This window comes from Frigoribacterium sp. Leaf164 (assembly GCF_001423665.1).
Classification (GTDB): Bacteria; Actinomycetota; Actinomycetes; order Actinomycetales; family Microbacteriaceae; genus Frigoribacterium; species Frigoribacterium endophyticum.
Window position 1 is genome coordinate 434,057 of the sequence record NZ_LMOX01000001.1, and the last position, 23,564, is coordinate 457,620.

The 23,564-nt window shown below is 73.8% G+C and carries 19 protein-coding genes; 15 read left to right on the plus strand and 4 right to left on the minus strand.

The annotated features are described in order from the left end of the window. Positions 1-109: 109 nt before the first annotated feature. Positions 110-1,087, minus strand: a complete 978-nt coding sequence (locus tag ASF82_RS01955; RefSeq protein ID WP_056052715.1) for a glycoside hydrolase family 16 protein — start codon at positions 1,085-1,087, stop codon at positions 110-112. 326 nt (positions 1,088-1,413) lie between these two features. On the opposite strand from ASF82_RS01955, the gene ASF82_RS01960 reads away from it, so the two are divergent. Beyond that, on the plus strand, positions 1,414-3,705 hold the full coding sequence (locus tag ASF82_RS01960; protein ID WP_056052718.1) for a hypothetical protein: 2,292 nt from the start codon (positions 1,414-1,416) through the stop codon (positions 3,703-3,705). Next, positions 3,698-5,680 carry a PIG-L family deacetylase gene (locus ASF82_RS01965; RefSeq protein ID WP_082514230.1) on the plus strand — a complete coding sequence of 661 codons (1,983 nt, stop codon included), beginning with the start codon at positions 3,698-3,700 and terminating at the stop codon, positions 5,678-5,680. The genes ASF82_RS01960 and ASF82_RS01965 overlap by 8 nt, the downstream gene beginning before the upstream one ends. Positions 5,681-5,817: 137 nt before the next feature. Here the strand turns inward: ASF82_RS01965 and ASF82_RS01970 are convergent, their stop codons facing one another. Next, entirely contained in the window at positions 5,818-6,174 is a 357-nt protein-coding gene (locus tag ASF82_RS01970) for a PRC-barrel domain-containing protein (RefSeq protein WP_056052725.1), read from the minus strand. Positions 6,175-6,324: 150 nt separating this feature from the next. Here ASF82_RS01970 and ASF82_RS01975 point away from each other — a divergent pair, with 150 nt between their 5' ends. From ASF82_RS01975 to ASF82_RS01985, 3 genes are all read left to right on the plus strand, one after another. Continuing rightward, positions 6,325-7,170 carry a gamma-glutamyl-gamma-aminobutyrate hydrolase family protein gene (locus ASF82_RS01975; RefSeq protein ID WP_082514231.1) on the plus strand — a complete coding sequence of 282 codons (846 nt, stop codon included), beginning with the start codon at positions 6,325-6,327 and terminating at the stop codon, positions 7,168-7,170. Positions 7,171-7,367: 197 nt separating this feature from the next. Then, positions 7,368-8,804: an MFS transporter gene (locus ASF82_RS01980; RefSeq protein ID WP_056052728.1), complete on the plus strand. Its 1,437-nt coding sequence runs from the start codon at positions 7,368-7,370 to the stop codon at positions 8,802-8,804. 134 nt (positions 8,805-8,938) lie between these two features. Next, a complete protein-coding gene (locus ASF82_RS01985) occupies positions 8,939-10,324 on the plus strand; it encodes an NtaA/DmoA family FMN-dependent monooxygenase (RefSeq protein ID WP_235491136.1) in 1,386 nt (461 codons plus the stop codon). Between the two features lie 83 nt (positions 10,325-10,407). Here the strand turns inward: ASF82_RS01985 and ASF82_RS01990 are convergent, their stop codons facing one another. Beyond that, positions 10,408-10,869 carry a hypothetical protein gene (locus ASF82_RS01990; RefSeq protein WP_056052731.1) on the minus strand — a complete coding sequence of 154 codons (462 nt, stop codon included), beginning with the start codon at positions 10,867-10,869 and terminating at the stop codon, positions 10,408-10,410. 205 nt (positions 10,870-11,074) lie between these two features. Here ASF82_RS01990 and ASF82_RS01995 point away from each other — a divergent pair, with 205 nt between their 5' ends. Both ASF82_RS01995 and ASF82_RS02000 read left to right on the plus strand, forming a co-directional pair. Beyond that, positions 11,075-12,334, plus strand: a complete 1,260-nt coding sequence (locus tag ASF82_RS01995) for a D-arabinono-1,4-lactone oxidase (RefSeq protein ID WP_056052735.1) — start codon at positions 11,075-11,077, stop codon at positions 12,332-12,334. Next, entirely contained in the window at positions 12,327-13,307 is a 981-nt protein-coding gene (locus ASF82_RS02000; RefSeq protein ID WP_235491137.1) for an aldose 1-epimerase family protein, read from the plus strand. The genes ASF82_RS01995 and ASF82_RS02000 overlap by 8 nt, the downstream gene beginning before the upstream one ends. A 54-nt stretch (positions 13,308-13,361) precedes the next feature. Here ASF82_RS02000 and ASF82_RS02005 read toward each other — a convergent pair whose 3' ends face one another. Then, positions 13,362-13,679 carry a hypothetical protein gene (locus ASF82_RS02005; protein ID WP_056052739.1) on the minus strand — a complete coding sequence of 106 codons (318 nt, stop codon included), beginning with the start codon at positions 13,677-13,679 and terminating at the stop codon, positions 13,362-13,364. 201 nt (positions 13,680-13,880) lie between these two features. Between ASF82_RS02005 and ASF82_RS02010 the strand changes: the two genes are divergently transcribed. The 8 genes from ASF82_RS02010 (at position 13,881) to araA (ending at position 23,533) form a co-directional block, all read left to right on the plus strand. Then, positions 13,881-14,033 (plus strand): hypothetical protein, encoded by a 153-nt coding sequence (locus ASF82_RS02010; RefSeq protein ID WP_156369887.1) that lies wholly within the window; start codon positions 13,881-13,883, stop codon positions 14,031-14,033. Between the two features lie 232 nt (positions 14,034-14,265). Beyond that, complete coding sequence (gene chvE, locus ASF82_RS02015; RefSeq protein ID WP_056052745.1) at positions 14,266-15,393, plus strand: multiple monosaccharide ABC transporter substrate-binding protein; 1,128 nt, start codon at positions 14,266-14,268, stop codon at positions 15,391-15,393. 94 nt (positions 15,394-15,487) lie between these two features. Continuing rightward, positions 15,488-17,038 (plus strand): multiple monosaccharide ABC transporter ATP-binding protein, encoded by a 1,551-nt coding sequence (mmsA, locus tag ASF82_RS02020; protein WP_156369888.1) that lies wholly within the window; start codon positions 15,488-15,490, stop codon positions 17,036-17,038. Beyond that, positions 17,025-18,293, plus strand: coding sequence for a multiple monosaccharide ABC transporter permease (mmsB, locus tag ASF82_RS02025; RefSeq protein ID WP_082514232.1), 1,269 nt, complete (start codon positions 17,025-17,027; stop codon positions 18,291-18,293). Before mmsA ends, mmsB begins: the two co-directional genes overlap by 14 nt. A 153-nt stretch (positions 18,294-18,446) precedes the next feature. Then, on the plus strand, positions 18,447-19,436 hold the full coding sequence (locus ASF82_RS02030; RefSeq protein WP_056052749.1) for a LacI family DNA-binding transcriptional regulator: 990 nt from the start codon (positions 18,447-18,449) through the stop codon (positions 19,434-19,436). A 97-nt stretch (positions 19,437-19,533) separates the two neighbouring features. Further along, the gene (araB, locus tag ASF82_RS02035) at positions 19,534-21,291 is read left to right on the plus strand and encodes a ribulokinase (RefSeq protein WP_056052751.1); all 1,758 of its coding nucleotides are present in this window, start codon (positions 19,534-19,536) and stop codon (positions 21,289-21,291) included. Next, the gene (locus ASF82_RS02040) at positions 21,288-21,998 is read left to right on the plus strand and encodes an L-ribulose-5-phosphate 4-epimerase (protein WP_056052756.1); all 711 of its coding nucleotides are present in this window, start codon (positions 21,288-21,290) and stop codon (positions 21,996-21,998) included. Before araB ends, ASF82_RS02040 begins: the two co-directional genes overlap by 4 nt. Beyond that, entirely contained in the window at positions 21,995-23,533 is a 1,539-nt protein-coding gene (gene araA, locus ASF82_RS02045; RefSeq protein ID WP_056052759.1) for an L-arabinose isomerase, read from the plus strand. The genes ASF82_RS02040 and araA overlap by 4 nt, the downstream gene beginning before the upstream one ends. Positions 23,534-23,564: the final 31 nt, after the last annotated feature.

Consider the following 23,564-nt stretch of genomic DNA (forward strand, 5'->3'; position numbering starts at 1 on the left):
CCGCAGCGCGGCCTGACGTCGAGCGTTCAGGGGCGGGCCGCGCCGCGGGGCCGCTGTCGGCCCGGGCAGGCGCTGCGCCCTGAACCGTCGACGCGCGCCGCGGCCCGGCTCAGCCGTCGTACCGGTCGATCGTCGCCCAGTCGATCTCGACGTGCCCTGCGCCGTCCGGCGGCGTCTCGCCGGCCGCCTCGACCTGCATCACCCAGTGCATCGACGCCGTGGGCAGCGCCTCGCTCGTGGTCGCCCACACGCGGTCGTCGACGAGGTAGTCGATCCGGTCGGGCCGCCACTCGATCGTGTACGTGTGCCAGCCGTCGAAGGAGATGCCGGTGTCGCCGACGAACGAGTTCACCGACGGGTCGCCCGGCGTGTGGTTGTAGCCGTTGACCGTGCCGTCGAGGCGCCCCTCGGGGAAGTCGACCTCGCCGTCGTCCCAGTCGTTGTCGTCGCTCCAGAGCAGGAAGGCCGCGTAGAACCCGGGCACCGCGTCGGCCCGCATCCGCACGCTGAACCGCCCGTGCACCTGCCCGCCCCACTCGCCGCCGACGAGCGGCACCACGGCGGCGCTCGTGACGGCGCCGTCGCCGGCCGACACCGCGAGGTCGAGCACGCCGTCGCGCACCGACACCGCGTCGGCCCGGTAGTCGCCGATGCCCGACGTGTCGGTGAAGCCGTCGTAGGCGACCCAGCTGTCGTCGTACCGACCGGGGAAGCGCCCGGCCGCGACCGGGTGCGCGAAGTCGTCCGAGAAGGTGCGCGTCCAGCCGGGCCCCGAGCTGGCCGGCATCGCCTGGCCGCTGCCGGTCGGCGCGACCGCGCCGACCCCCGTCCCGTCCGCCCCCGTCGACGGCGCAGGCTCGGCCGCGGCCGAGCTCGTCGGCTCCGGGCTCGGCGTGCTGGAGGGGCGGTCGGTCACGTCGGGGTGCCTCCCGGGCGTCGAGGTCGAGGTCGAGGTGGGGCCGCCCGCGTCGTCCGCCTGCCGCGCCGTGCTCGTCGACACGGTGGCCGCGACGGCCACGGCGACGGCGGCGACGAGCAGCCCGACGGCCGCGACGACGCGCCTCGGGCGCGGGGGTCTGCGGGGCACGTCTCAGCTCTCCGGCCGTCCGCGTCGGGGTCGCCGCGAGCAGCTCGCGGCCGGGAGGGCCGTCGACAGCCTCGCCGCCGGGGGCTCCGTGGTCAAGCCGAGCGGCCGTCCTGCCCGCAGAAACGCCCTGATGCCACCCGTTCGAGGGTCGCGGGGCCTCCGGGGTGCCGGGCTACACTCACAGGACCGGCAGGCTACCCGCGCCCGCCGTACCCGAACGACGCCGGCCTCGACCGTGCGTGCCCGCGACCCCTCCGCCCCGCCCCACCCAGGCTCGGCGGGCGAGCACGTCCCTCCCCGCCGACGGCAACCCCTGGAGATCGCTCGTGCCCCGAGTCGTCCCCGTCACCGTGAGCGCGCGCCCCGACGGCGTGCACCCCGAGCTCCCGCGCGACGGAACCCCCCTGCCCGTCCCGACGATGGGCCCTGTGTCGCGCCTCGCGGCCGCCGCGCTCGTCGCCCTCACCCTGCTCGGCCTCGCGGTCGCGCTGGTCGCCGACCTCGTCGTGCTGCGCCAGGCGACCGCCACGGTCTTCCTGCTGCTCGAGCTCGGCGTCGCGCCGGCGCTCCTCGCGCGCCCGCTGCGCGCCTCCCGCTTCACCCTGGTGGCTCTGGTCGGCGGTCTCGTCGCCGCGGTGCTGACCGGCATCACGATGGCGACCCTGCACGTCTGGGTGCCCGTCCCCGCGGCCGTCGTCGTCGCGACCGCCACCGTCGTGATGCTGGTGGTCGCGGTGCGACGCGACCTCCGGGCACTCCGGGACGGGCGCCTCCCGGAGGCCCCGGCCGTCGAGGTGCCTCGGCCCGGCGACCAGGCCCCGGACCCCCGTGCCCTGGACCGACGGGCACTGGACCCCGAGGCCCCCGCCGAGGCGCGGGCCGCGTCGACCGCCCGCCTCCCGCTGGTGCCCCTCGCCACCGTCGCCGGGGTCGCCCTCGTGGTCGTGGCGTCGCTGCTCGTCCGGGGCGACCCGCCCCCCGGCGGCCTGCTCTCGATCGAGGGCCCGCTGTGGTGGGCCGGCCTCGTGCTGCTCGTGGCGGCCGCGGTCGTCGCCGTCGTGTCGCGACGCAGCCCGGCGCTGCCCCTGATGAGCCTGAGCGGCGCCGCGGTGCTGTCGCAGGCGATCGCCTACGGCACCCCGACGATGGTCTCGGCGGCGCGGCACGTCGGCGTGGTCGAGTCGATCCGGGCGAACGGCGGCACGTCGACCGGCGTCGACATCTTCCAGTCGTGGTCGGGGCTGTTCGCGGCCGTGGCCTGGGCCGCCGACGTCGCGGGCCTCCGCGACGTGATGGTGGTCGCGACCTGGTGGCCGGTGATGATCAGCCCGTTGATCACCCTCGCGGCGACCGTCCTCGCGGCGAGGTTCCTGACCGACGACGGCCGCGCCTGGATCGCCGGCGGGCTGTTCGGCCTGACGCTCACGCTCAACACGCTGTACTTCTCGCCCCAGTCGCTCGGCGTCGTGCTCTCGCTGTCGGTCTTCGCACTGGCCCTCAGCGGTCGCCCGCCGATCTCGGGCGCGCGACGTCGGTCGCGCCCCGCGTCGGTCGCGCCGTGGCGCCTCGCCGCCGTGCTGGTGCTGGGCTGTGCCCTCGCCGTCACGCACCAAATCTCGCCGTACCTCACCACGGCGGCGCTGGTCGTGTTCGTCGCGTTCCGGCTGGTCCGCCCGTGGTGGCTGCCGGCGCTGGTGCTGGTGCCCGCCGTGCTGTGGGCGCTGTCGAACGCGTCGGTGCTCGGGGCCTTCCTGCTGCCGACCGCCTTCGGCGACGTGGTGTCGAACGCCGCGCCGCCCGCGCACTCGGCCGCGACCCTGCCCGTGCCGGTCGTCAAGACCCTCGCCTTCGCGCTGCCCGCGGCCGTGCTCGTGCTGCTCGGCCTCGTCGCGCTCGTGACGGTCGTGCTGCGACGGGGCGACCGCCGTGCCTGGGCGCTCGCCGTCGCGGCGGTCAGCCCGGTCAGCCTGGTGGTCGCCACGAACTACGGCGCCGAGGGCATCTTCCGCGTCACGCTGTTCGCCGCGCCGTGGCTGAGCGTGCTCGCGGCGTCGCTGCCCTGGCACCGGCTGCTGCCGCGGCTGGCCCGGTCCTCCGCCCGTGCCCGCCGGCGGGCCGCGGTGGTCGTGACCTCGGTCGCCCTCGTCGTCGTGGTCGGCGTGAACGTCTTCGGCGCGACCGCCCTCGACTGGAACCGGGTCGCGAGCGCCGACACGACGCGCGTCACCTCCCGCTACGAGGAGACCGCGGCCGCCGGCGCCGCGCTGCTCGTGCCCGGCACCGGCAACGCCACCCCCGGGGCCCGCACCGCCCGCTACGACCAGGTGCAGTACCTCACCCGTGAGGCGCTCGGCGGCTGGCCCGACACGTCGTCGTACGACGCGGCCGCCGACGAGGCGCGCCTCACCTCGGGCCTCGAGGCGTGGGACGCGACCGAGCGGTGGGTCCTCGTCTCCGACGTGGTCGGCGCCTACGACGACCGCTACGGCTTCCAGTCGTACGACGACTACACCGAGCTCGCCGCGGCGTTCGCGGCCGACGACCGCTGGGAGGCCGTCATGACGACGCCCACCGCCACCCTCTACCGACTGAGCACGACAGGAGCCGGCGATGAGTGAGCCGACCAGCACGACGGCCCCGAGCCGGGGGGAGTCGCGGGTCGGCACCCGCAGGACGCCCCGGCGCCCGTCCCCCCGCGCCCTCCGCCTCGTGGCCGTCGCCGTCGCCGCGCTGGCCCTCGCGCCGCTGTTCGTCGGGCCGCTGGCCGCGCCGGCCGAGGCCGCGACCACCGGCACCGCCGCCCTGCCCGCCGCCCCGTCGCTGCGGCAGTCCGGCTGCGCGGCCGGCACCACGCTGTCGGTCGTCGCGCACCAGGACGACGACCTGCTCTTCCAGAGCACGGCCCTCGGCACCGACCTCCGTGCCGGGCGCTGCGTCACCACGGTCTACGTCACCGCGGGCGACGCGGGGCGTGCGTCGACCTACTGGCGCGGCCGCGAGGCCGGGGTCCGGGCGGCCTACGCGCAGACGCTCGGCGTGGCCGACACGTGGTCGTCGACGACCGTCTCGCTCGGCGGCCGAGCCGTCGGGCTCTCCCGCCTCGGCGGGTCGTCGAAGGTCCAGATGGTCTTCCTGCACCTCCCCGACGGCGGCCTCGACGGGAAGGGCTTCGCGGCCACCGGCCGGCAGAGCCTGCCCCAGCTGTGGGCGGGCACGCAGTCGCGCCTCAGCACCGTCGACGGGCTCACGAGCTACTCGCTGGGCGAGCTCCGCGCGCAGCTCGTCACGATCATGAAGGGCGTGGCCCCGACCAACGTCGACACCCTCGACCACGTCGGAGCGATCGACGACGGCGACCACCCCGACCACCACGTCGTCGCCTACCTCACCGACGCGGCGCGGCGGCAGCTCACCACCGCTCCCGGCTTCGCCGGCTGGCGGGGCTACGGCCTCTCTCAGCTCCCGGTGAACCTCACCGACGACCAGGTGCGGGCCAAGTCGCTGGCGTTCTTCCGGTACGCGGCCTCCGACGACGGCACCTGCGCGAGCTGGGACGCCTGCTGGGGCCGCCCGGAGTACTCCTGGCTGTCGCGCGAGCAGACGGTCGGCACGCCGACCACGACCGCCCCGGGCGGAGGGCCCGTCACCACGACGCCCGCCCCGACGACCCCGACGACGCCCGCCCCGACGACGCCGACCCCGACCGACCCGGCGACCGACGTGACCGCCGGCGCGGTCGCGACCGCCAGCTCGGAGAACGGCGCCGACGGCCAGACCGCCGCCGCCGCGATCGACGGCGTCGCCGACGGCTACCCGGGCGTCGCCACCGCCGAGTGGGCGACGGTCGGCGGCCGCGCCGGCTCGTGGCTCCAGCTCACCTGGGCCGCGGCCCGCAGCGTCGACTGCTTGGTGCTGAGCGACCGTCCGAACGCCGACGACCAGGTGACGGGCGCGACCCTGACGTTCTCCGACGGCTCGACCGTCACGGTGCCCGCGCTGGCGAACGGGGGAGGCGCCACCACGGTCTCGTTCCCGGCCCGCTCCGTCTCGTCGGTGCGCGTCACGGTGACGGCCGTGTCGTCGACCACCCGGAACGTCGGCCTGGCCGAGGTGCGGGTGCAGTCGACCGCCGCGGCGACCACGACGCCCGCCCCGGCCCCCGCCCCGACCCGTGTCGACGTCACGGCCGGCGCCGTCGCGACGGCGGCGTGGGACGACCCGTCGACGGGCCAGACCGCCGACAAGGCGATCGACGGCGTGGCCGACGGGTACCCGACCGCGCCGACCGCCGAGTGGGTCGCCCCCTGGGGGCGCACCGGCGTCACCCTGACGCTGACCTGGCCGACGGCGGTGACGACCGACCAGGTCGTGCTGCACGACCGGCCCAACGGCTCCGACCAGGTGACCGCCGGCACCCTGACCTTCTCCGACGGGTCGACCGTCGACGTGCCCGCCCTGGCGGACGACGGCTCGGCCACCACGGTGTCGTTCCCGAGCCGCAGCACCACGTCGGTGCGCTTCACCGTCACCGGGGTCAGCGCCAGCACGGGAAACGTGGGCCTGGCCGAGATCCGGGTGCGGGGCACGCGCTAGCCGAGCCGCGGGCGGCGCGGCGCGGCCGGCCGGCCGCCCGCCCGCCTGCCCGCATTCCTGCCCGCCTGCACGACGAGAGGCGCGGTGCCGACCGGCACCGCGCCTCCTCGCTGCCCCCGTCGACCGACGGGCGCCGCCTAGCGGCGGCCGAGCCGCCGCTCGCCGCCCGTGCCGAGCGTGTAGGGCAGGCTGTAGTAGGCGAACAGCTCCTGCTCGCGCTGGGCCTCGAGCTCGCCGTCGGTCTCGATCGACGGCGCCTCCTTCGCGAGCTTCTTGTCGAACTGCACCTTGAGGTGCTTCGGCGCGACCAGCGCGCCGTCGAGCGGCACGAAGACGAGGCGGGTGCGGCCGAGGATGCCGACCTGGACGGCGGCGAACGACGGCACGTCGCTCGACGTGTCGAAGTAGATGCTCTCGAGCGTGCCGATCTTGTCGCCGGTGGGGTCGACGACCGCGAGGCCGACCCAGTCTCGGAGGTTCTCCGGTTCGAACATGGCGTGACCTCTCTGCCGCCCCGGCGTGGTCCGGGGTCGTGCGCCTCCGACGGTACCGGCCCGGACCGCCGTGCGCCCTGCCGAGCGGCGGGTCGCGTCGAGCTCTCAGGAGACGGCGTGGCGTCGTGCCCCGGGTGGCACGATGGGCGCATGTCGCTCCTGAGCCCTCGACACGACGACGCCCGCCCCGACGAGGCCAGCCCCGCCGACGCCCGCCCCGCCGACGCCCACGGCGCCCGGCGCCTGCTCGTCGTCGACGTGGCCGACGGCGGCCGCGACGACCCCGCGTTCGAGGCCGAGCTGCAGCGGCTCACCGCCTCCGTCGTCGCCGCCGCCGAGGCGCTCGGCCTCGTGGTCGACCGCGTGGCCGCCGCGCAGGCCGGCGACGACGAGCTGGGGCGCCGGCTGGCCGCGGCCGACGCCGTCGTGCTCACCGGCGGCGAGGACGTCGACCCGTCGACCTACGACGGCGACGTCGCCGAGCCGCACGGCGGCCAGACCTTCCCCGACGCCGACCGGGCGCAGATCGCCCTGGTGCGCGCGGCCGTGGCGGCGCGCGTGCCGCTGGTCGGCATCTGCCGCGGCATGCAGCTCGTGAACGTCGCCCTCGGCGGCGACCTCGTGCAGCACCTCGACGGCCACGTCGCGGCCGACGTCGACGACAGCATGGTCGACCACGTCGTCAGCGTCGCCGACGACAGCAGCCTCGCCAGCGTGCTCGGGGCCACGACCCTCGACGTGCGCAGCTCGCACCACCAGGCCGTCGCCCGGCCGGGGCGGGGCCTCCGCGTGGTCGCCTGGGCCGCCGACGGCACGCCCGAGGCGATGGAGCACGAGGAGGCGCCCCTCTGGTGCGTGCAGTGGCACCCGGAGGACGCGGGGTCGCGCGGCACCGTCCTCACCGACCTGCTCGTCGCGGCGCGCGACGCCGCCGGGGCCCGCGTCGACCCGGGGCGCGCGCCGGGGGCCCCGCCGGTGCGTGCGCCCAGGGCGTAGCCCGGCCCGCTCGGGGGCCTTGCGGGCGGGGGAGGGGGCCGTGTCACACTGGACGGACAGCGCCCTCGTCGTGGAGCGGCAACACCCCCACACCCGTCAGACCTGACCCGCGACGAGTGCGCAGCGCCCCGGCCCCGGCCCCGGCGCGTCCCGACGCTCGTCGTCGTGCGCCTCCGTGCGGGAGAACGGAGGCCCTCGTGACCGACACCACCACCCGCCCCGCCGACCGGCCCGAGACCGAGCCCGTCCGCGTGCCCTCGACCTACACGGGCTCGATGCGCGTCAGCGACGTCGGCACCGCCGACCTCGCCGCCGAGGCCGCCGCCGCCCGCGGCACCGTCCACGTGCTGACCCCGTCGGCCGTGGTCGGCATCGCCGTGCTCGGCCTGTCGACCTTCCTCGCCATCACCACCGAGCTCATGCCGGTCGGCCTGCTGTCGACGATGAGCGTCGACCTCGGCGTCTCCGAGTCGCGCATGGGCGTCGTCGTCACGGTCTACGCGCTCGCCGTCGCCCTGCTCGCCCTGCCGCTCACCTGGGCCACGGCCCGCGTGCCGCGCAAGGCCGTGCTCGTGACCACGCTCGTCGGCTACACGGCGTCGAACCTCATCGTGGCGCTGGCTCCCTCCTTCGCCGTGGTGTGCGCCGGCCGGGTCGTCGGCGGCGTCGCGCACGCCCTCTTCTTCTCCGTCGCGTCGGCCTACGCGACGCGCATCGTTCCTCCCCGGCTGGCCGGCCGCGCGATCGCGTTCGTCTACTCGGGCAGCTCGCTCGGCTTCGTCATCGGGGTGCCGCTCGCGACGACGGTCGGCGACCACCTCGGCTGGCGGGCCGCCGTCGGGGCCGTGGCCGCCGCCTCCGCGCTGCTCGCCGTCGTCGCGGTGGCGTTCCTGCCCGCGGTGCGGGGCGAGTCGTACCCGCACGTCGGCTCGGTCCGGTCGTGGGCCCGCACCGGGCTGCTCGCCGTGGTCGTCGCCGACCTGCTGCTCTTCGCCGGGCACTACGTGGTCTACACGTACGTCGGGCCGTACCTGGTGACCGCGGGCCTCGGCGACGACGCGGTCGGCACGGCGCTGCTGGTGCTCGGGGCGACCGGCGTGGTCGGGCTGCTGACGGCGGGCGCCTTCGTCGACCGCGCCCCGCGGCAGACGCTGCTCGTCGCCGTGGCGACGATGGCCGTGGCCCTCGCGGCGCTGCCGCTGGTGCACGGCTCGCTCGTCGGCACCTTCGTCGTCGCGGGCGTGTGGGTCGCCGCGAACGGCACGACCGGCACGCTCTTCATGGCGGCGGCGATCCGCGCGGGCGGCGTCAGCCCCGACATCGCGGGCGCGCTCATCAACGCGGGCTCGAACGTCGGCATCGCCGGCGGCGCGGCGCTCGGCGCGCAGCTGACCGGGGTCACCGGCCTCGGCGCGCTGCCGTTCTCGGCGGCGGTGGTCGTCGCCGCGAGCTTCGTCGTGGTGGCGCTGGCCCGCCGCGGCTTCCCCCGTCACGGCCACGCGCAGGAGCAGCTGTCGACGTCGAGCCTCCGCACCATCACCTCGTCGGTCGCGGCCGTGACGGGGTCGGTGCCGGTGGTGCGCGGCACGGCGACGGGCTCCGGCCCGGCCGTCACGGGCGGCCGCCGCCGCTGAGCCCCGGCCCGACCCGCACCGACCCAGCGCAGGGCGACGCCCGCCCCGCCCCGGCCCCGGCCACCCGCCGCAACGGGCCGCAACGCGGCGCAACGCGCCCCCGGCCGGAGGCGCGGTGTGGCATCGTCGTCGACGTGACCGACACCGAGACCCGCCCCAAGCAGCTCATCCTCAACCTGTTCGAGATGAACTGCGTCGGGCACATCACGCACGGCCTCTGGCGCCTGCCCGGCAACCACCGGCGCGAGTACACCGACATGGCGTACTGGATCGAGCTGGCCCGCCTCGCCGAGAGCGGCGGCTTCGACGCCGTCTTCCTCGCCGACGTGCTGGGCACCTACGACGTGTACGGCGACAGCCCCGCCCCGGCGCTGCTCGAGGGCATCCAGGCGCCGGCGAACGACCCGATGCTGGTCGTGCCCGTCATGGCCGCCGTCACCGAGCACCTCGGCTTCGGCGTCACGGCGTCGACGAGCTACGAGCCGCCGTTCGCGTTCGCCCGCCGCATGTCGACCCTCGACCACCTCACCAAGGGGCGGGTCGGCTGGAACGTCGTCACCTCGTACCTGCCGAGCGCCGCCCGCAACTTCGGCCTCGACGACCAGATCCCCAAGGAAGAGAGGTACGCCCGCGCCGCGGAGTACCTCGAGGTGCTCTACGCCCTGTGGGAGGGCTCGTGGGAGGACGACGCCGTCGTCGCCGACCCCGCGGCCGACGGCCTGGCTCCCGGCTCGGGCGTCTACACCGACCCGTCGAAGGTGCACGCGATCGACCACGTGGGCCGGTTCTTCCGGGTCGCCGGCCCGCACCTCAGCGAGCCGTCGCCGCAGCGGACCCCGGTGCTCTTCCTCGCGACGGCGTCGCCCACCGGCGTCGCGCAGGCCGCCCAGCACGCCGAGGTGGTGTTCACCGGCGGCCGGGCCGTGCGTCAGGTGGCCGAGGCGACGCGCGCCGCGGCCGTCGACGCCGGCCGGTCGGCGGACGACGTGTCTTTCATCGTGCAGGCCGGCGTCATCACGGCCGAGACCGAGGAGGCGGTGGCCGAGAAGCTGGCCCTCTACCGGTCGTTCGCGAGCGAGCAGGGCGCGCTCGTGCACCGCAGCGTCCCGTTCGACGCCCCCTCGCACCCGCGCGACCGCACCGTGCGCGAGGCCCTCGAGGCGGAGGGGCGGCTCGACCACCCCGGGGCGGCGGCCCTGCCGCTCGACATCACCGTCGGCCAGCTGGTCGACAGCGTCGACGAGGCCTGGGGCGGCGCGTTCTTCGTGGCCGGCACCCCGACGGTCGTCGCCGACGAGATCGAGCGCTGGCTCGACGAGGAGGGCATCGACGGCATCAACCTCCGCCAGTACCACTCCTTCGACACGCTGCGCGACTTCGTCGAGCTCGTCGTGCCCGAGCTGCGGCGTCGAGGCAGGGTGCGTGAGGCGTACGTGCCGGGCCAGACCCTGCGTGAGCGGTACACCGGGGGCGGCCCGCGCCTCCCCGACTCCCACCCCGCGGCGTCGCACCGCCGCTGAGGGGGCCGTGCCGGAGGCGGTGGTCGCGCCCCGGGGGAGGGCTCGACCCATCGGGCGGGCGCGACCTAGCGGGCGGGCGTGGCCTAGCGGGCGGTCCCGGCCCGGTACCGCGCCGGGGTCGGCGGCACGCGCAGCCAGGCGGTGCGGGTGACGCCGTCGCGCGAGACCCACTCGACGAAGACGGTGCCGAGGGCGGCCAGCTCGTCGAGCTCGCCGGGCGTGGCGATGCCGACGGAGGCGCCGCGGCGGAGGGACGACGCGGTGCGGACGACGTCGTGCGGCAGCTCGACCGACACGCGGCGCGGCGTCTGGCCGCCGATCGCACGGAGCACGAGGCAGGTGCCGAGGGGCACCGCGGGGTCGCTGCCGTCGTTCGGCGACTGCAGGTACGTGAGGTAGAAGCGGGGGGCGCTGCGGCGGCGGAGGGCGACGACGCGCTCGGGCCGGACGGAGGCGGGGTCGACGCGGGGGCGGGTCCGGCCGCGGGCGCCGAGGCGCGCGCCGGTCGCGGTGACGCCGTCGGCGTCGGAGCTGGTGGTGCTCATGCTGGAGGGTCCCCTGGTCGTGGTGGTGCGGCGCCGTCCTGTCGGCGCATGCCAAGGCAACCGCACGGCCGGTGTCCGCGCAACGGAGGACACGGGCCCAGTTGGGGGGACACCTCGGCCCCAGAGAAGGGGGACCGGTCGCCCCGGGCGGACGGAGTGAGCGCTCACGTAGACTGGCCACCGCCATCCGAGCCGAAGGAGTCTCATGCACAACTGGGCCGCCAACGTCGAGTACTCGACGACCGACCTCCGCCGTCCGGCCACCGTCGACGAGCTGCGCGACGTCGTCGCCTCCAGCCGCCGCGTGAAGGCGCTCGGCTCGCGCCACTCGTTCAGCCGCATCGCCGACACCGACGGCGTGCTCGTCTCGACCGAGGCGCTGGGCGTGCCGATCGAGCTCGACGCCGACCGCGACGTCGTCCGCGTCGGCGCGGCCGCCACGCACGCCGTGCTGGCCCGCGAGCTGCAGCGCCACGGCCGGGCCCTGCCCAACCTGGCCTCGCTGCCGCACATCTCCGTCGCCGGCGCCGTCCAGACCGGCACCCACGGCTCGGGCGTCGGCAACCCCGCCCTCTCGGCCTCGGTCAGCGCGGTCGAGATCGTCCGCGCCGACGGCTCGCTCGACGTCGTCCGCCGCGGCGACGAGGCCTTCGAGGCGACGGTCGTCGGCCTCGGCGCCCTCGGCGTCGTGACGGCCCTCGAGCTCGACACCGTGCCGACGTTCGACGTCGTGCAGACCGTCCACCAGGGGCTGCCCTGGGCCGCCGCGCTCGAGCAGCTCGACGCCGTGCTCGCCCACGCCTACAGCGTCAGCCTGTTCACCCGCTACACCGGCGACGTCGTCGAGCAGGTCTGGAGCAAGGCCCGGGTCGACGGCGTCGGCTCGTCGGGCCTCGACCTCCGCGAGCTCGGCGGCCGTCCGGCCGAGGCCGCGCTGCACATGCTGCCCGACACGGCGGCCGACGCGGTGACGCCCCAGCTCGGCGAGCCCGGGCCGTGGCTCGACCGGCTGCCGCACTTCCGCGCGGAGTTCACGCCGAGCGCGGGGGAGGAGATCCAGAGCGAGTACCTGGTGCCCGCCGAGCACGCGGCCGCGGCCGTCGAGGCGCTCCGGGCGATCGGCGACCGGCTCGCGGATGTCATCTTCGTCAGCGAGATCCGCACGGTCGCGCCCGACGCGGCGTGGCTGAGCCCGAGCGGCGGCCGGCAGAGCGTCGCCTTCCACTTCACGTGGCGGCGTCAAGCGGAGGCGGTGCTGGCGGTGCTGCCGCTGGTCGAGGAGGCGCTGGCCGGCTTCGACGCACGACCGCACTGGGGCAAGGTGGCGACCCTCGACCACGAGACGCTGCGCGCCCGCTACCCTCGCCTCGACGACTTCGCGGCGCACGCCGCCGCCGTCGACCCGGAGGGTCGCTTCCGCAACGCCCACCTCGACACCGTCGCCCTCGGAGGACACCGTGCCTGACGTCACCACGACCACCCCCACCACGACCGGCACCACCTTGACCGGCCCCGCCGGCCCGCTGCCCGTCAGCGGCGCGCCCGTCTCGCTCGAGCACGGCCCGTACCGGGCCGAGCTCGCGGCCGTCGGCGCGACCCTCCGCAGCCTCACGCACGACGGCCGCGACCTGGTCGTCCCGTTCGCGGCCGACGTGGTCCGCCCGCTCTACCGCGGGGCGCTGCTCGCGCCGTGGCCGAACCGCATCGTCGACGGCGCCTACGACGAGGCGGGCGAGACCCTGCAGCTGCCGCTCAACGAGGTCGAGCGGGGGCACGCCCTGCACGGGCTGGTCGGCTGGGCCGAGTGGCGCGTGGAGTCGAGCGAGCCGCACCGCGCCTCCCTCGTGACGGAGCTCGCCCCGAGCGACGGCTACCCCTGGCGGCTGGCGCTCCGTGCGACCTACGAGCTCGGCGACGCCGGCCTCACCACGACCGTCGAGGCCACCAACGTCGGCGACGGCGAGGCGCCCTACGGCGTCGCGCCGCACCCGTACCTCGTCGCCGGCGAGGGCCGGGTCGACGACTGGACCCTCACCCTGCCGGCCGACAGCTACCTCGAGGTGACCGACGACCGCCTCGTGCCGACCGGCGTGCACGGGGTGACCGAGCGCGACGGCTTCGACTTCCGCGAGGGGCGCGTCGTCGGCGAGACCTTCGTCGACCACGCCTTCACCGAGCTGGCGCGCACCGGCGACGACCAGGTCGCGACGGCACGGCTGACGGCGGCCGACGGCGGGGGCGTCGAGATGACCTGGGGCCCCGAGCTGCCCTGGGTGCAGGTGCACACGGCCGACCGTCCGGAGCGCGAGAACGACCGCGTCGGCCTCGCCGTCGAGCCGATGACCTGCCCGCCCGACGCCTTCACGAGCGGCATCGACCTGGTGCGCCTCGCTCCGGGTGAGAGCCACGTCGCGAGCTGGACGATCACCGCGATCTGACGTCGGCGGCGCAGGCGCAGGCGCCCGGGCAGCCGGGCACCTGTGCCCGCCGCCCTAGGCGCTGAGCGCCTCGTGGCCGAGCGGCTCGGACTGCCAGGTGACCGCCGACACCGTCCCGGTCGACAGCCGCAGCAGGGCCGCCTCGAGCGCGCGGCGGGTGCGACGCCCGGCCAGCTCGTCGCGCACCACGACGTCGAAGCGGAGCAGGTCGGGCAGCTCCGTGAGCAGCACCGTGCCGGCGTCGGCGAGCTGCACGAGGTACTGCCCCTCGTCGACGCGGGCGGCCGCGTGCTCGGCCAGCAGGCGGCGTGACAGCCAGAACAGGCCGGCGCTGTCGTGCGCGGTGTGGACGGTGGCGGTCACGGCGAGCATGCAGTCATGGTGCCTCGTCATCCGCTCAGGGTCGTGAACGCCGTGTTGCGAACGTGTGAACCATGCCGGATGCGCGGACGACTTGACATCGGACGGATGCTCATTCAGTATTGCCCCGAACCACCCGATGTGAGCGCTCACATGACAGTGATCGAGCACGACGGTTCACTCCGAGACACGTTCTCTGACGAAGAGGTCACCGTGAACACCAGCACCCCTGACGGCTCGCGCGCCACCCCCGCGTCGACCGTCCGCCCCCGCCGCTCGCCCGCGGCGACCGCGCCCGACGCGTCCGCGTCGCCGACCCGCGGCACGGCTCGCCGCGCCTCCGTCACGGCGCTCGACGCCGTCTGACCCCCGACCCCCGACGGGCGCTCACGCACCCCGTCGGCCCGTCCCCGACGCGGCCCCGCCGCCGACCAGGACGCGCTCCACCGGCCAGCCCGGCACGCCCTCCCGCGTGCCTCCCCGGCCGTCCGCACCACCGAGCACCACGCACGAGCACCACCCTTCAGCACCACCTCCACAGCATCACCATCCGTCATCGACGACGCCGTCGAGATGACACGGACACGAAGGAATCACCGTGAAGAACAAGAAGCTCATCGTCGGCATCGTCGCCGCCGGTCTGGCAGTCTCCCTGGCCGGCTGCTCCGGCGGAGCGGGCGGCCGCGGCGCCGACAGCGGCAGCAGCGGCGGCGACACCTCCGGCGCCCTCGTCGGCGTCGCGATGCCGACCAAGGTCTCCGAGCGCTGGATCAAGGACGGCGACGCTGTCAAGAGCGCCCTCGAGGACAAGGGCTACAAGGTCGACCTCGAGTACGCCGACAACAAGATCCCGCAGCAGGTCCAGCAGGTCAGCAACATGATCACCAAGGGCGCCAAGGTGCTCATCGTCGCCTCGATCGACGGCGGCTCGCTGAGCGACCAGCTCGACTCGGCCGCCAAGGCCGGCATCAAGGTCATCTCGTACGACCGTCTGCTGACCGGCAACGAGAACGTCGACTACTACGTCTCGTTCGACAACTACAAGGTCGGCGTCGACCAGGGCACCAGCCTCCTCACGGGCCTCGGCCTCGCCGACGCCGACGGCAAGAAGGTCGACGGCGCCGAGCCCAAGACCATCGAGGTGTTCGCCGGCAGCTCCGACGACAACAACGCCACGTTCTTCTTCAACGGCGCCATGGACACCCTCAAGCCCTACATCGAGGACGGCTCGCTGACCATCGGCTCCGGCCAGGACCAGTTCACCCAGGCCGCCACGCAGCAGTGGGACCCGGCGACCGCCAAGGCCCGCATGCAGAACCTGATCGCGTCGACCTACTCGGGCGGCACCAAGCTCGACGGCGTGCTCTCGCCCTACGACGGCATCTCGATCGGCATCATCTCGGCCCTCGAGGGCGCCGGCTACAGCGACTCCGACCTGCCGATCGTGACCGGCCAGGACGCCGAGGCCGCCTCGGTCAAGTCGATCATCGCCGGCCAGCAGTACTCGACCATCTACAAGGACACCCGTCAGCTCGCTGACCAGTCCGTCACGATGGCCGACGACCTGCTCAAGGGCGACACGCCCGAGACCAACGACGACAAGACGTACGACAACGGCGAGAAGGTCGTCCCGACCTACCTCTTCCAGCCCGTCACCGTCACCAAGGACAACTACAAGGAAGTCCTCGTCGACAGCGGCTACTACACCGAGGCCGACCTCAAGTAGGTCCCTCACCGGAGCGGGGGAGGCGCGGTGCAGCCGCGCCGTGCCTCCCCCGCTCCACAGCCCTGCCCCACCCCATGCACGAAAGAAGGAACACGTGGCGAACACGATCCTCGAGATGCGCGGCATCACGAAGACGTTCCCCGGCGTCAAGGCGCTGCAGGACGTCACGCTGGAGGTCGAGCGCGGCCAGGTCCACGCGATCTGCGGCGAGAACGGCGCCGGCAAGTCGACGCTGATGAAGGTGCTGTCGGGCGTCTACCCGACGGGCTCCTTCGAGGGCCAGATCCTCCTCGACGGCCAGCCCGTCGAGTTCAAGAACATCAACGACTCCGAGGCCGCGGGCGTCGTCATCATCCACCAGGAGCTCGCCCTGAGCCCCTTCCTGTCGATCGCCGAGAACATCTTCCTCGGCAACGAGCAGTCCAAGGGCGGCTTCATCGACTGGAACAAGACCAACCTCGACGCCGCCGGGCTGCTCGCCCGGGTCGGCCTCCGTGACAACCCCATCACGAAGGTCACCGACATCGGCGTCGGCAAGCAGCAGCTCGTCGAGATCGCGAAGGCCCTCTCGAAGAAGGTCAAGCTGCTCATCCTGGACGAGCCCACGGCCGCCCTCAACGACGACGACTCCGCCCACCTGCTCGACCTCATCAAGAGCCTGCAGGGCCAGGGCATCACGTCGATCATCATCAGCCACAAGCTCAACGAGATCAAGGAGATCGCCGACAAGGTCACGATCATCCGCGACGGCAAGACGATCGAGACCCTCGACATGCACGCCGGCGAGGTCTCGGAGGACCGCATCATCAAGGGCATGGTCGGTCGCGACCTCGAGAGCCGCTACCCGGCGCACGAGTCGTCCATCGGCGAGGAGCTCCTCCGCATCGAGGACTGGACGGTGCACCACCCGCTCGACGCGTCGCGCGAGATCATCCACCAGGCGAACCTGAACGTCCGTGCGGGCGAGATCGTCGGCATCGCCGGCCTCATGGGCGCCGGGCGCACCGAGCTCGCGATGAGCGTCTTCGGCAGGAGCTACGGCACCGGCATCTCCGGCACGGTCTACAAGCGGGGCCAGAAGATCGACACGAGCACCGTGACCAAGGCCATCGCGGCCGGCATCGCCTACGCCACCGAGGACCGCAAGAAGTACGGCCTCAACCTGATCGACGACATCACCCGCAACGTCTCGGGGTCGGCCCTGCGCAAGCTCGCCACCGCCGGCTTCGTGAACAGCTCGGAAGAGAGCACCGTCGCCGAGGGGTACCGCAAGAGCATGAACATCAAGGCGCCGAGCGTGGCCGCCCTGACGGGCAAGCTCTCCGGCGGCAATCAGCAGAAGGTCGTGCTGTCGAAGTGGATGTACACCGACCCCGACGTGCTCATCCTCGACGAGCCCACCCGCGGCATCGACGTCGGTGCGAAGTACGAGATCTACTCGATCATCAACCAGCTCGCCGACTCCGGCAAGGGCGTGATCGTCATCTCGAGCGAGCTGCCCGAGCTGCTCGGCATCTGCGACCGCGTCTACACCCTCTCGGAGGGCCGCATCACGGCCGACGTGCCGATCGCCGAGGCGACCCCCGAGTTCCTCCTGAAGTACATGACCCTCGAACGAGAGAGCCCCGTCCATGAGCGCGCCTAGCCCCACCCAGGCCACCGACCCGAAGCCCACGGGCGGGTCGCCCTCCTCCCGTCAGCCGCAGTCCGGCTCCGGCGGCAACCCCCTCGTCGGTGCGGTCTCGTACCTCGGCGGGCAGCTGCGCCAGATCGGCCTGTTCATCGCGCTGATCGTGATCGTGCTGTTCTTCCAGATCACGACCAACGGCATCACCCTCGCGCCGATCAACGTCTCGAACCTGGTCGTCCAGAACAGCTACATCCTGATCCTCGCCATCGGCATGGTGATGGTGATCATCGCCGGCCACATCGACCTGTCGGTCGGCTCCATCGTCGCCTTCACGGGCGCCATGGCCGGGGTCATGATCACGCAGTGGGGCCTGCCCTGGCCCGTCGCCGTGGTGCTCTGCCTCGTGCTCGGCGCCCTCGTCGGCGCCTGGCAGGGCTTCTGGATCGCCTACTTCGGCATCCCGGCCTTCATCGTCACGCTGGCGGGCATGCTCGCCTTCCGCGGCGCGGCGCAGATCGCCCTGCAGACCAAGCAGATCTCGCCCTTCCCCCAGGGGTTCCGCGACATCGGCTCGGGCTTCCTGCCGGCCTTCGGCACGACGGGCTACGAGCCCCTGACGCTGATCCTCGGCGCCATCGCCGCCGTCGCCCTGATCGGCACGGGCCTCCGCGGTCGTGCCACGCGTCGCAAGTACCAGCTCGAGGACGAGCCCTTCCTGTGGTTCGTCACGAAGATGGTCTTCACCGTCGCCCTCGTCATGTACATCGGGTTCCTCCTCGCCAGCTACTCGGGCACCCCGATCGTGCTGGTCGTGCTCGCCGTCCTGGTCGTCGTCTACTCGACGGTGATGAAGAACTCGGTCTTCGGCCGCCACGTCTACGCCATCGGAGGCAACCTCCACGCCGCCGAGCTGTCGGGCGTCAAGACCAAGCGCGTCACCTTCCTGCTGTTCGTCAACATGGGCGTCATCTCGGCCCTCGCCGGCCTGGTCTTCACGGGCCAGCTCAACCTCGCCAGCGGCAACGCGGGCAACGGGTTCGAGCTCGACGCCATCGCGGCCGTCTTCATCGGCGGCGCGGCGGTCACGGGCGGCATCGGCACGGTCACCGGCGCCATCGTCGGCGGCCTGATCATCGGCATCCTGAACAACGGCATGTCGATCCTCGGCGTCGGCAGCGAGTACCAGTCGCTCATCAAGGGCCTGGTGCTGCTCGCCGCGGTCGCGTTCGACGTCTTCAACAAGCGTCGCGCCGCGTCCTCCCGCAAGTAGGAGGCGAGACGTCGACCGGTCGGTCGGTCGACGACACGAGGAGGCGCGGGTCGAGATCGACCCGCGCCTCCGGCGTCCCCGCAGGGGTCGCCTCCCCGCAGCACGGCCGGGCACCCGCCCGGCTCCCGGCCCTCGTTCCCTAGGATCGTCTCCGTGCCCACCCTCTTCGACGTCGCCAGGGCTGCCGGCGTCTCGCACCAGACGGTGTCCCGTGTCGTCAACGGCGACCCCACCGTCCGCCCGGTCACGAAGGCCAAGGTCGACGCCGCCGTCGAGGCCCTCGGCTACCGCCCGAGCCTCGCCGCCCGGGCCCTCGCCAGCCGCAAGACGCGCTCGATCGGGCTGATCAGCACCGGGTTCCCGTTCTACGGGCCGTCCAGCACGATGCACGGCTTCAACGGCGCCGCGCGGCGCGCCGGCTACCAGGTGTCGATGGCGACGCTCGACAGCGACGACGCCGACGGGGTCCGCCAGGCGGTCGACGCGCTCGTGGGCCAGGCCGTCGCCGCGGTGGTGCTGATCGCCCCCGACGCCGAGGCGCTCGACGTGCTGCGCTCGGCCGACGTGACGGTGCCGCTCGTCACGGCCGACAGCGTCGCCGACGACGGTCATCACCCGGTCTCCATCGACCAGGCGGCCGGCGCCGAGCGGGCGGTCGAGCACCTCGCGTCGCTCGGCCACCGGGCGGTCGCCCACGTCGCCGGCCCCGACGCCTGGATGGACGGCCGCGACCGCGAGCGCGGCTGGCGCGACGCCTGCGCGCGGCTCGGCCTCGACGCCTCGGTGCTGCTCCGCGGCGACTGGACCCCCGCCTCCGGCCACGCCCTGGGGCGCGAGCTCGCCCGGCGCGACGACGTCACCGCGGTGTTCTGCGCCAACGACCAGATGGCGCTCGGCGTCGTGCACGCGCTCACGGAGGCCGGCGTCCGCGTGCCCGGCGACGTGAGCATCGTCGGGTTCGACGACATCCCCGAGGCGGAGCACTTCCTCCCGCCGCTGACCACCGTCCGCCAGGACTTCGAGGCCCTCGGCCGCCGCATCATGGACACGGTCGAGGCCGTGCTCGGCGGCGACGAGACGCCCGTCGCCCCGATGGCCCCCGAGCTCGTCGTGCGGCTCTCGACCGCGCCTCCCCGGCACTAGCCGACCCGCGCCTCCGACCGGGGGCGCGATTGCACGCGTGAGCGCTCACGTGGCACAATGTGAGCGCTCACTTTCACCACCATGACAAGGATGTTCCATGGCAGCGACCCCTGACCACGCCGACTCCCACGTCGTCGGCGTCGACTTCGGCACCCTGAGCGGACGGGCCGTCGTCGTACGGGTCTCCGACGGCGCCGAGCTCGGCAGCGCGACGTTCGAGTACCCCCACGCGGTCGTCGACCGCACCCTGCCCGGCACCGGCGAGCGCCTGCCCGCCGAGTGGGCCCTGCAGGTGCCGAGCGACTACGTCGACGTGCTGAAGAACGCCGTCCCGGAGGCCCTCGCCGCCTCGGGCGTCGACCCGGCCAGCGTCGTCGGCATCGGCACCGACTTCACCGCCTGCACGATGGTGCCGACCACCGCCGACGGCACCCCGCTCAACGAGCTGCCCGAGTTCGCCGGCCGCCCGCACGCCTACGTCAAGCTGTGGCGCCACCACGCCGCGCAGGGCCAGGCCGACCGCATCAACGAGCTCGCCCGCGAGCGCGGCGAGTCGTGGCTGCCCCGCTACGGCGGGCTCATCTCGAGCGAGTGGGAGTTCGCCAAGGGCCTCCAGCTGCTCGAGGAGGACCCGGAGGTCTACGCCGCGACCGAGCACTGGGTGGAGGCCGCCGACTGGATCATCTGGCAGCTCAGCGGGCGCTACGTCCGCAACGCCTGCACCGCCGGCTACAAGGGCATCCTCCAGGACGGCGAGTACCCGAGCCGCGAGTTCCTCGCCGCGCTGAACCCCGACTTCGCCGACTTCGCCGAGTCGAAGGTCGCCCACGAGATCGGGGCGCTCGGCTCCGCGGCCGGCACGCTGACGGCCGAGGCCGCCGGCTGGACGGGCCTGCCCGAGGGCATCGCCGTCGCGGTCGGCAACGTCGACGCGCACGTCACGGCCCCCGCCGCCAAGGCGACGCAGCCCGGCCAGATGGTCGCCATCATGGGCACGAGCACCTGCCACGTCATGAACGGCTCCGAGCTCGCCGAGGTCCCCGGCATGTGCGGCGTCGTGGACGGCGGCATCACCGAGGGCTTCTACGGCTACGAGGCCGGCCAGTCGGGCGTGGGAGACATCTTCGCCTGGTACGTCCGCAACCAGGTGCCGCAGTCGGCCGTGGACGCGGCCGAGGCCGCCGGCAAGAGCGTGCACCAGCACCTCACCGACCTCGCCTACGAGCAGCCCGTCGGGGCGCACGGCCTCGTCGCCCTCGACTGGCACAGCGGCAACCGCTCGGTGCTCGTCGACCACGAGCTCTCCGGCGTCATCGTCGGCCAGACGCTCAGCACCACGCCGGAGGAGGGCTACCGCGCCCTGCTCGAGGCCACGGCCTACGGCACGCGTCGCATCGTCGAGGCGTTCAACGACTCCGGCGTGCCCGTCACCGAGTTCATCGCCGCGGGCGGCCTGCTGAAGAACCGCCACCTGATGCAGACCTACAGCGACGTGCTCCGCCTGCCGATCTCGACCATCCGCAGCGAGCAGGGCCCCGCGCTCGGCTCCGCCATCCACGCCGCCGTCGCGGCCGGGGCCTACCCCGACACGCGCGTCGCCGGCGAGGCCATGGGCAGCGTCGACCGGGCCACCTACACGCCCGACCCCGACGCGGCCGACGCGTACGACGCGCTGTACGCGGAGTACCTGCTGCTGCACGACTGGTTCGGGCGCGGCGGCAACGACGTCATGCACCGTCTCAAGGCGATCCGCCGCGACGCGCTCGGCTCGGGCCGGGCGGCGACCGACGCCGTCGACCCGGCCCGCGCCTCCGGCGAGTCCGAGGCCCCGGCCGTCGAGGGGGCGAGCGCATGACCTTCATCGACCGCGCCACCGAGTCGGCCATCGACGAGACCCGCCGGGCCGTCTGCGACCTGCACGCCGAGCTGACCCGCTACGGCCTCGTCGTCTGGACGGGCGGCAACGTGTCGCAGCGCGTGCCCGGCACGAACCTCTTCGTCATCAAGCCGAGCGGGGTCGACTACGACGACCTCACGCCCGAGAACCAGATCCTCTGCCACCTCGACGGCACCGTCGTCGCCGGCAGCCCGGGCAGCGACCGCAGCCCGTCGAGCGACACCGCGGCGCACGCCTACGTGTACCGCCACATGCCGAAGGTCGGGGGAGTGGTGCACACGCACTCCACCTACGCCACGGCCTGGGCGGCCCGCGGCGAGGCGATCCCGTGCGTCATCACGGCGATGGCCGACGAGTTCGGCGGCGAGATCCCGATCGGGCCGTTCGCGATCATCGGCGACGAGTCGATCGGCGAGGGCATCGTGCAGACGCTCGAGGGCCACCGCAGCCGCGCGGTGCTGATGCAGAACCACGGCGTCTTCACCATCGGCAAGGACGCCCGCGACGCCGTCAAGGCCGCCGTCATGACGGAGGACGTCGCCCGCACCATCCACCTCTCGCGCCAGCTCGGCGCACCCCTGCCCATCCCGGCCGAGAGCATCGACGCTCTCTTCGACCGGTACCAGAACGTGTACGGCCAGAAGCCCTCAGGAGACCTGTCATGACCAGCCCCACCCCGAACACCGTCGACCCCGTCGCCTTCCTCGCCTCGAAGCAGGTCTGGTTCCTCACCGGCAGCCAGGGCCTCTACGGAGAAGACACGCTCCGCCAGGTCGCCGAGCAGTCGAGGGCCATCGCCGACGAGCTCGCCGCCGCCTCCGACGTGCCCGTCGAGCTGGTCTGGAAGCCCGTGCTCACCGACGCCGAGTCGATCAAGCGCACGATGCTCGAGGCCAACCTCGACGACAGCGTCATCGGCGTCACCACCTGGATGCACACCTTCAGCCCGGCCAAGATGTGGATCGGCGGCCTCGACGCCCTCCGCAAGCCGCTGCTGCACCTCCACACGCAGGCGAACGTCGAGCTGCCCTGGGGCGAGATCGACTTCGACTTCATGAACCTCAACCAGGCCGCGCACGGCGACCGCGAGTTCGGCTACGTGCAGACCCGCCTCGGCGTCGCCCGCAAGACCGTGGTCGGCCACGTCAGCGACCCCCGCGTGCAGCACCAGGTGGGCACGTGGATGCGCGCCGCGGCCGGGGCCGCCGCGATGCGCTCGCTCAAGCTGGCGCGCTTCGGCGACAACATGCGCTTCGTCGCCGTCACCGAGGGCGACAAGACCGAGGCCGAGCTGGCGTTCGGCGTGCAGGTCAACACCTGGGGCGTCAACGAGCTGGCCGAGGCCGTCGCGGCCGCCCCGGAGCAGGCCGTCGACGACCTCGTCGCCCTGTACGAGCGCGACTACGACCTCGCCCCCGAGCTGCGCGCCGACGGCGCCCGCCACCAGTCGCTGCGCGACGGCGCCGCCATCGAGCTGGGGCTGCGCTCCTTCCTCGAGGCCGGCGGCTTCAGCGCCTTCACGACCAACTTCGAGGACCTCGGCGCGCTGAAGCAGCTCCCGGGCCTCGCGGTGCAGCGCCTCATGGCCGAGGGCTACGGCTTCGGCGCCGAGGGCGACTGGAAGACCGCGGTGCTCGTGCGCGCCGCCGCCGTGATGGGCGCCGGCCTGCCGGGCGGCGCCTCCCTCATGGAGGACTACACGTACCACCTCGTGCCCGGTGCCGAGAAGATCCTCGGCGCCCACATGCTCGAGGTGAGCCCGACGCTCACCGCGGGCCGCGCCTCCCTCGAGGTGCACGAGCTCGGCATCGGCGGCAAGGACGACCCGGTGCGCCTGGTCTTCACGGCCGACCCGGGCGAGGCCGTCGTCGTCGCCATGAGCGACGTCCGCGACCGGTTCCGCCTGACGGTCAACGTGGTCGACGTGGTCGCCCCCGACGCCGACCTGCCGAACCTGCCCGTCGGCCGCGCCGTGTGGGAGCCCCGCCCGTCGTTCGCCGTGTCGGCCGAGGCCTGGCTCACCGCCGGCGCCGCGCACCACACGGTGATGTCGACGGCCGTCGGCCTGGAGGCGTTCGAGGACCTCGCGCGCATCCTCGAGACCGAGCTGCTGATCATCGACGAGCACACCACGATGCGCGAGTTCAGCCGCGAGGTGCGCTGGAACGCCGCGTACCACCGCCTGGCGCGCGGGCTCTAGGCGCCATCGGGCCGGAGGCGGTCCGCACCTC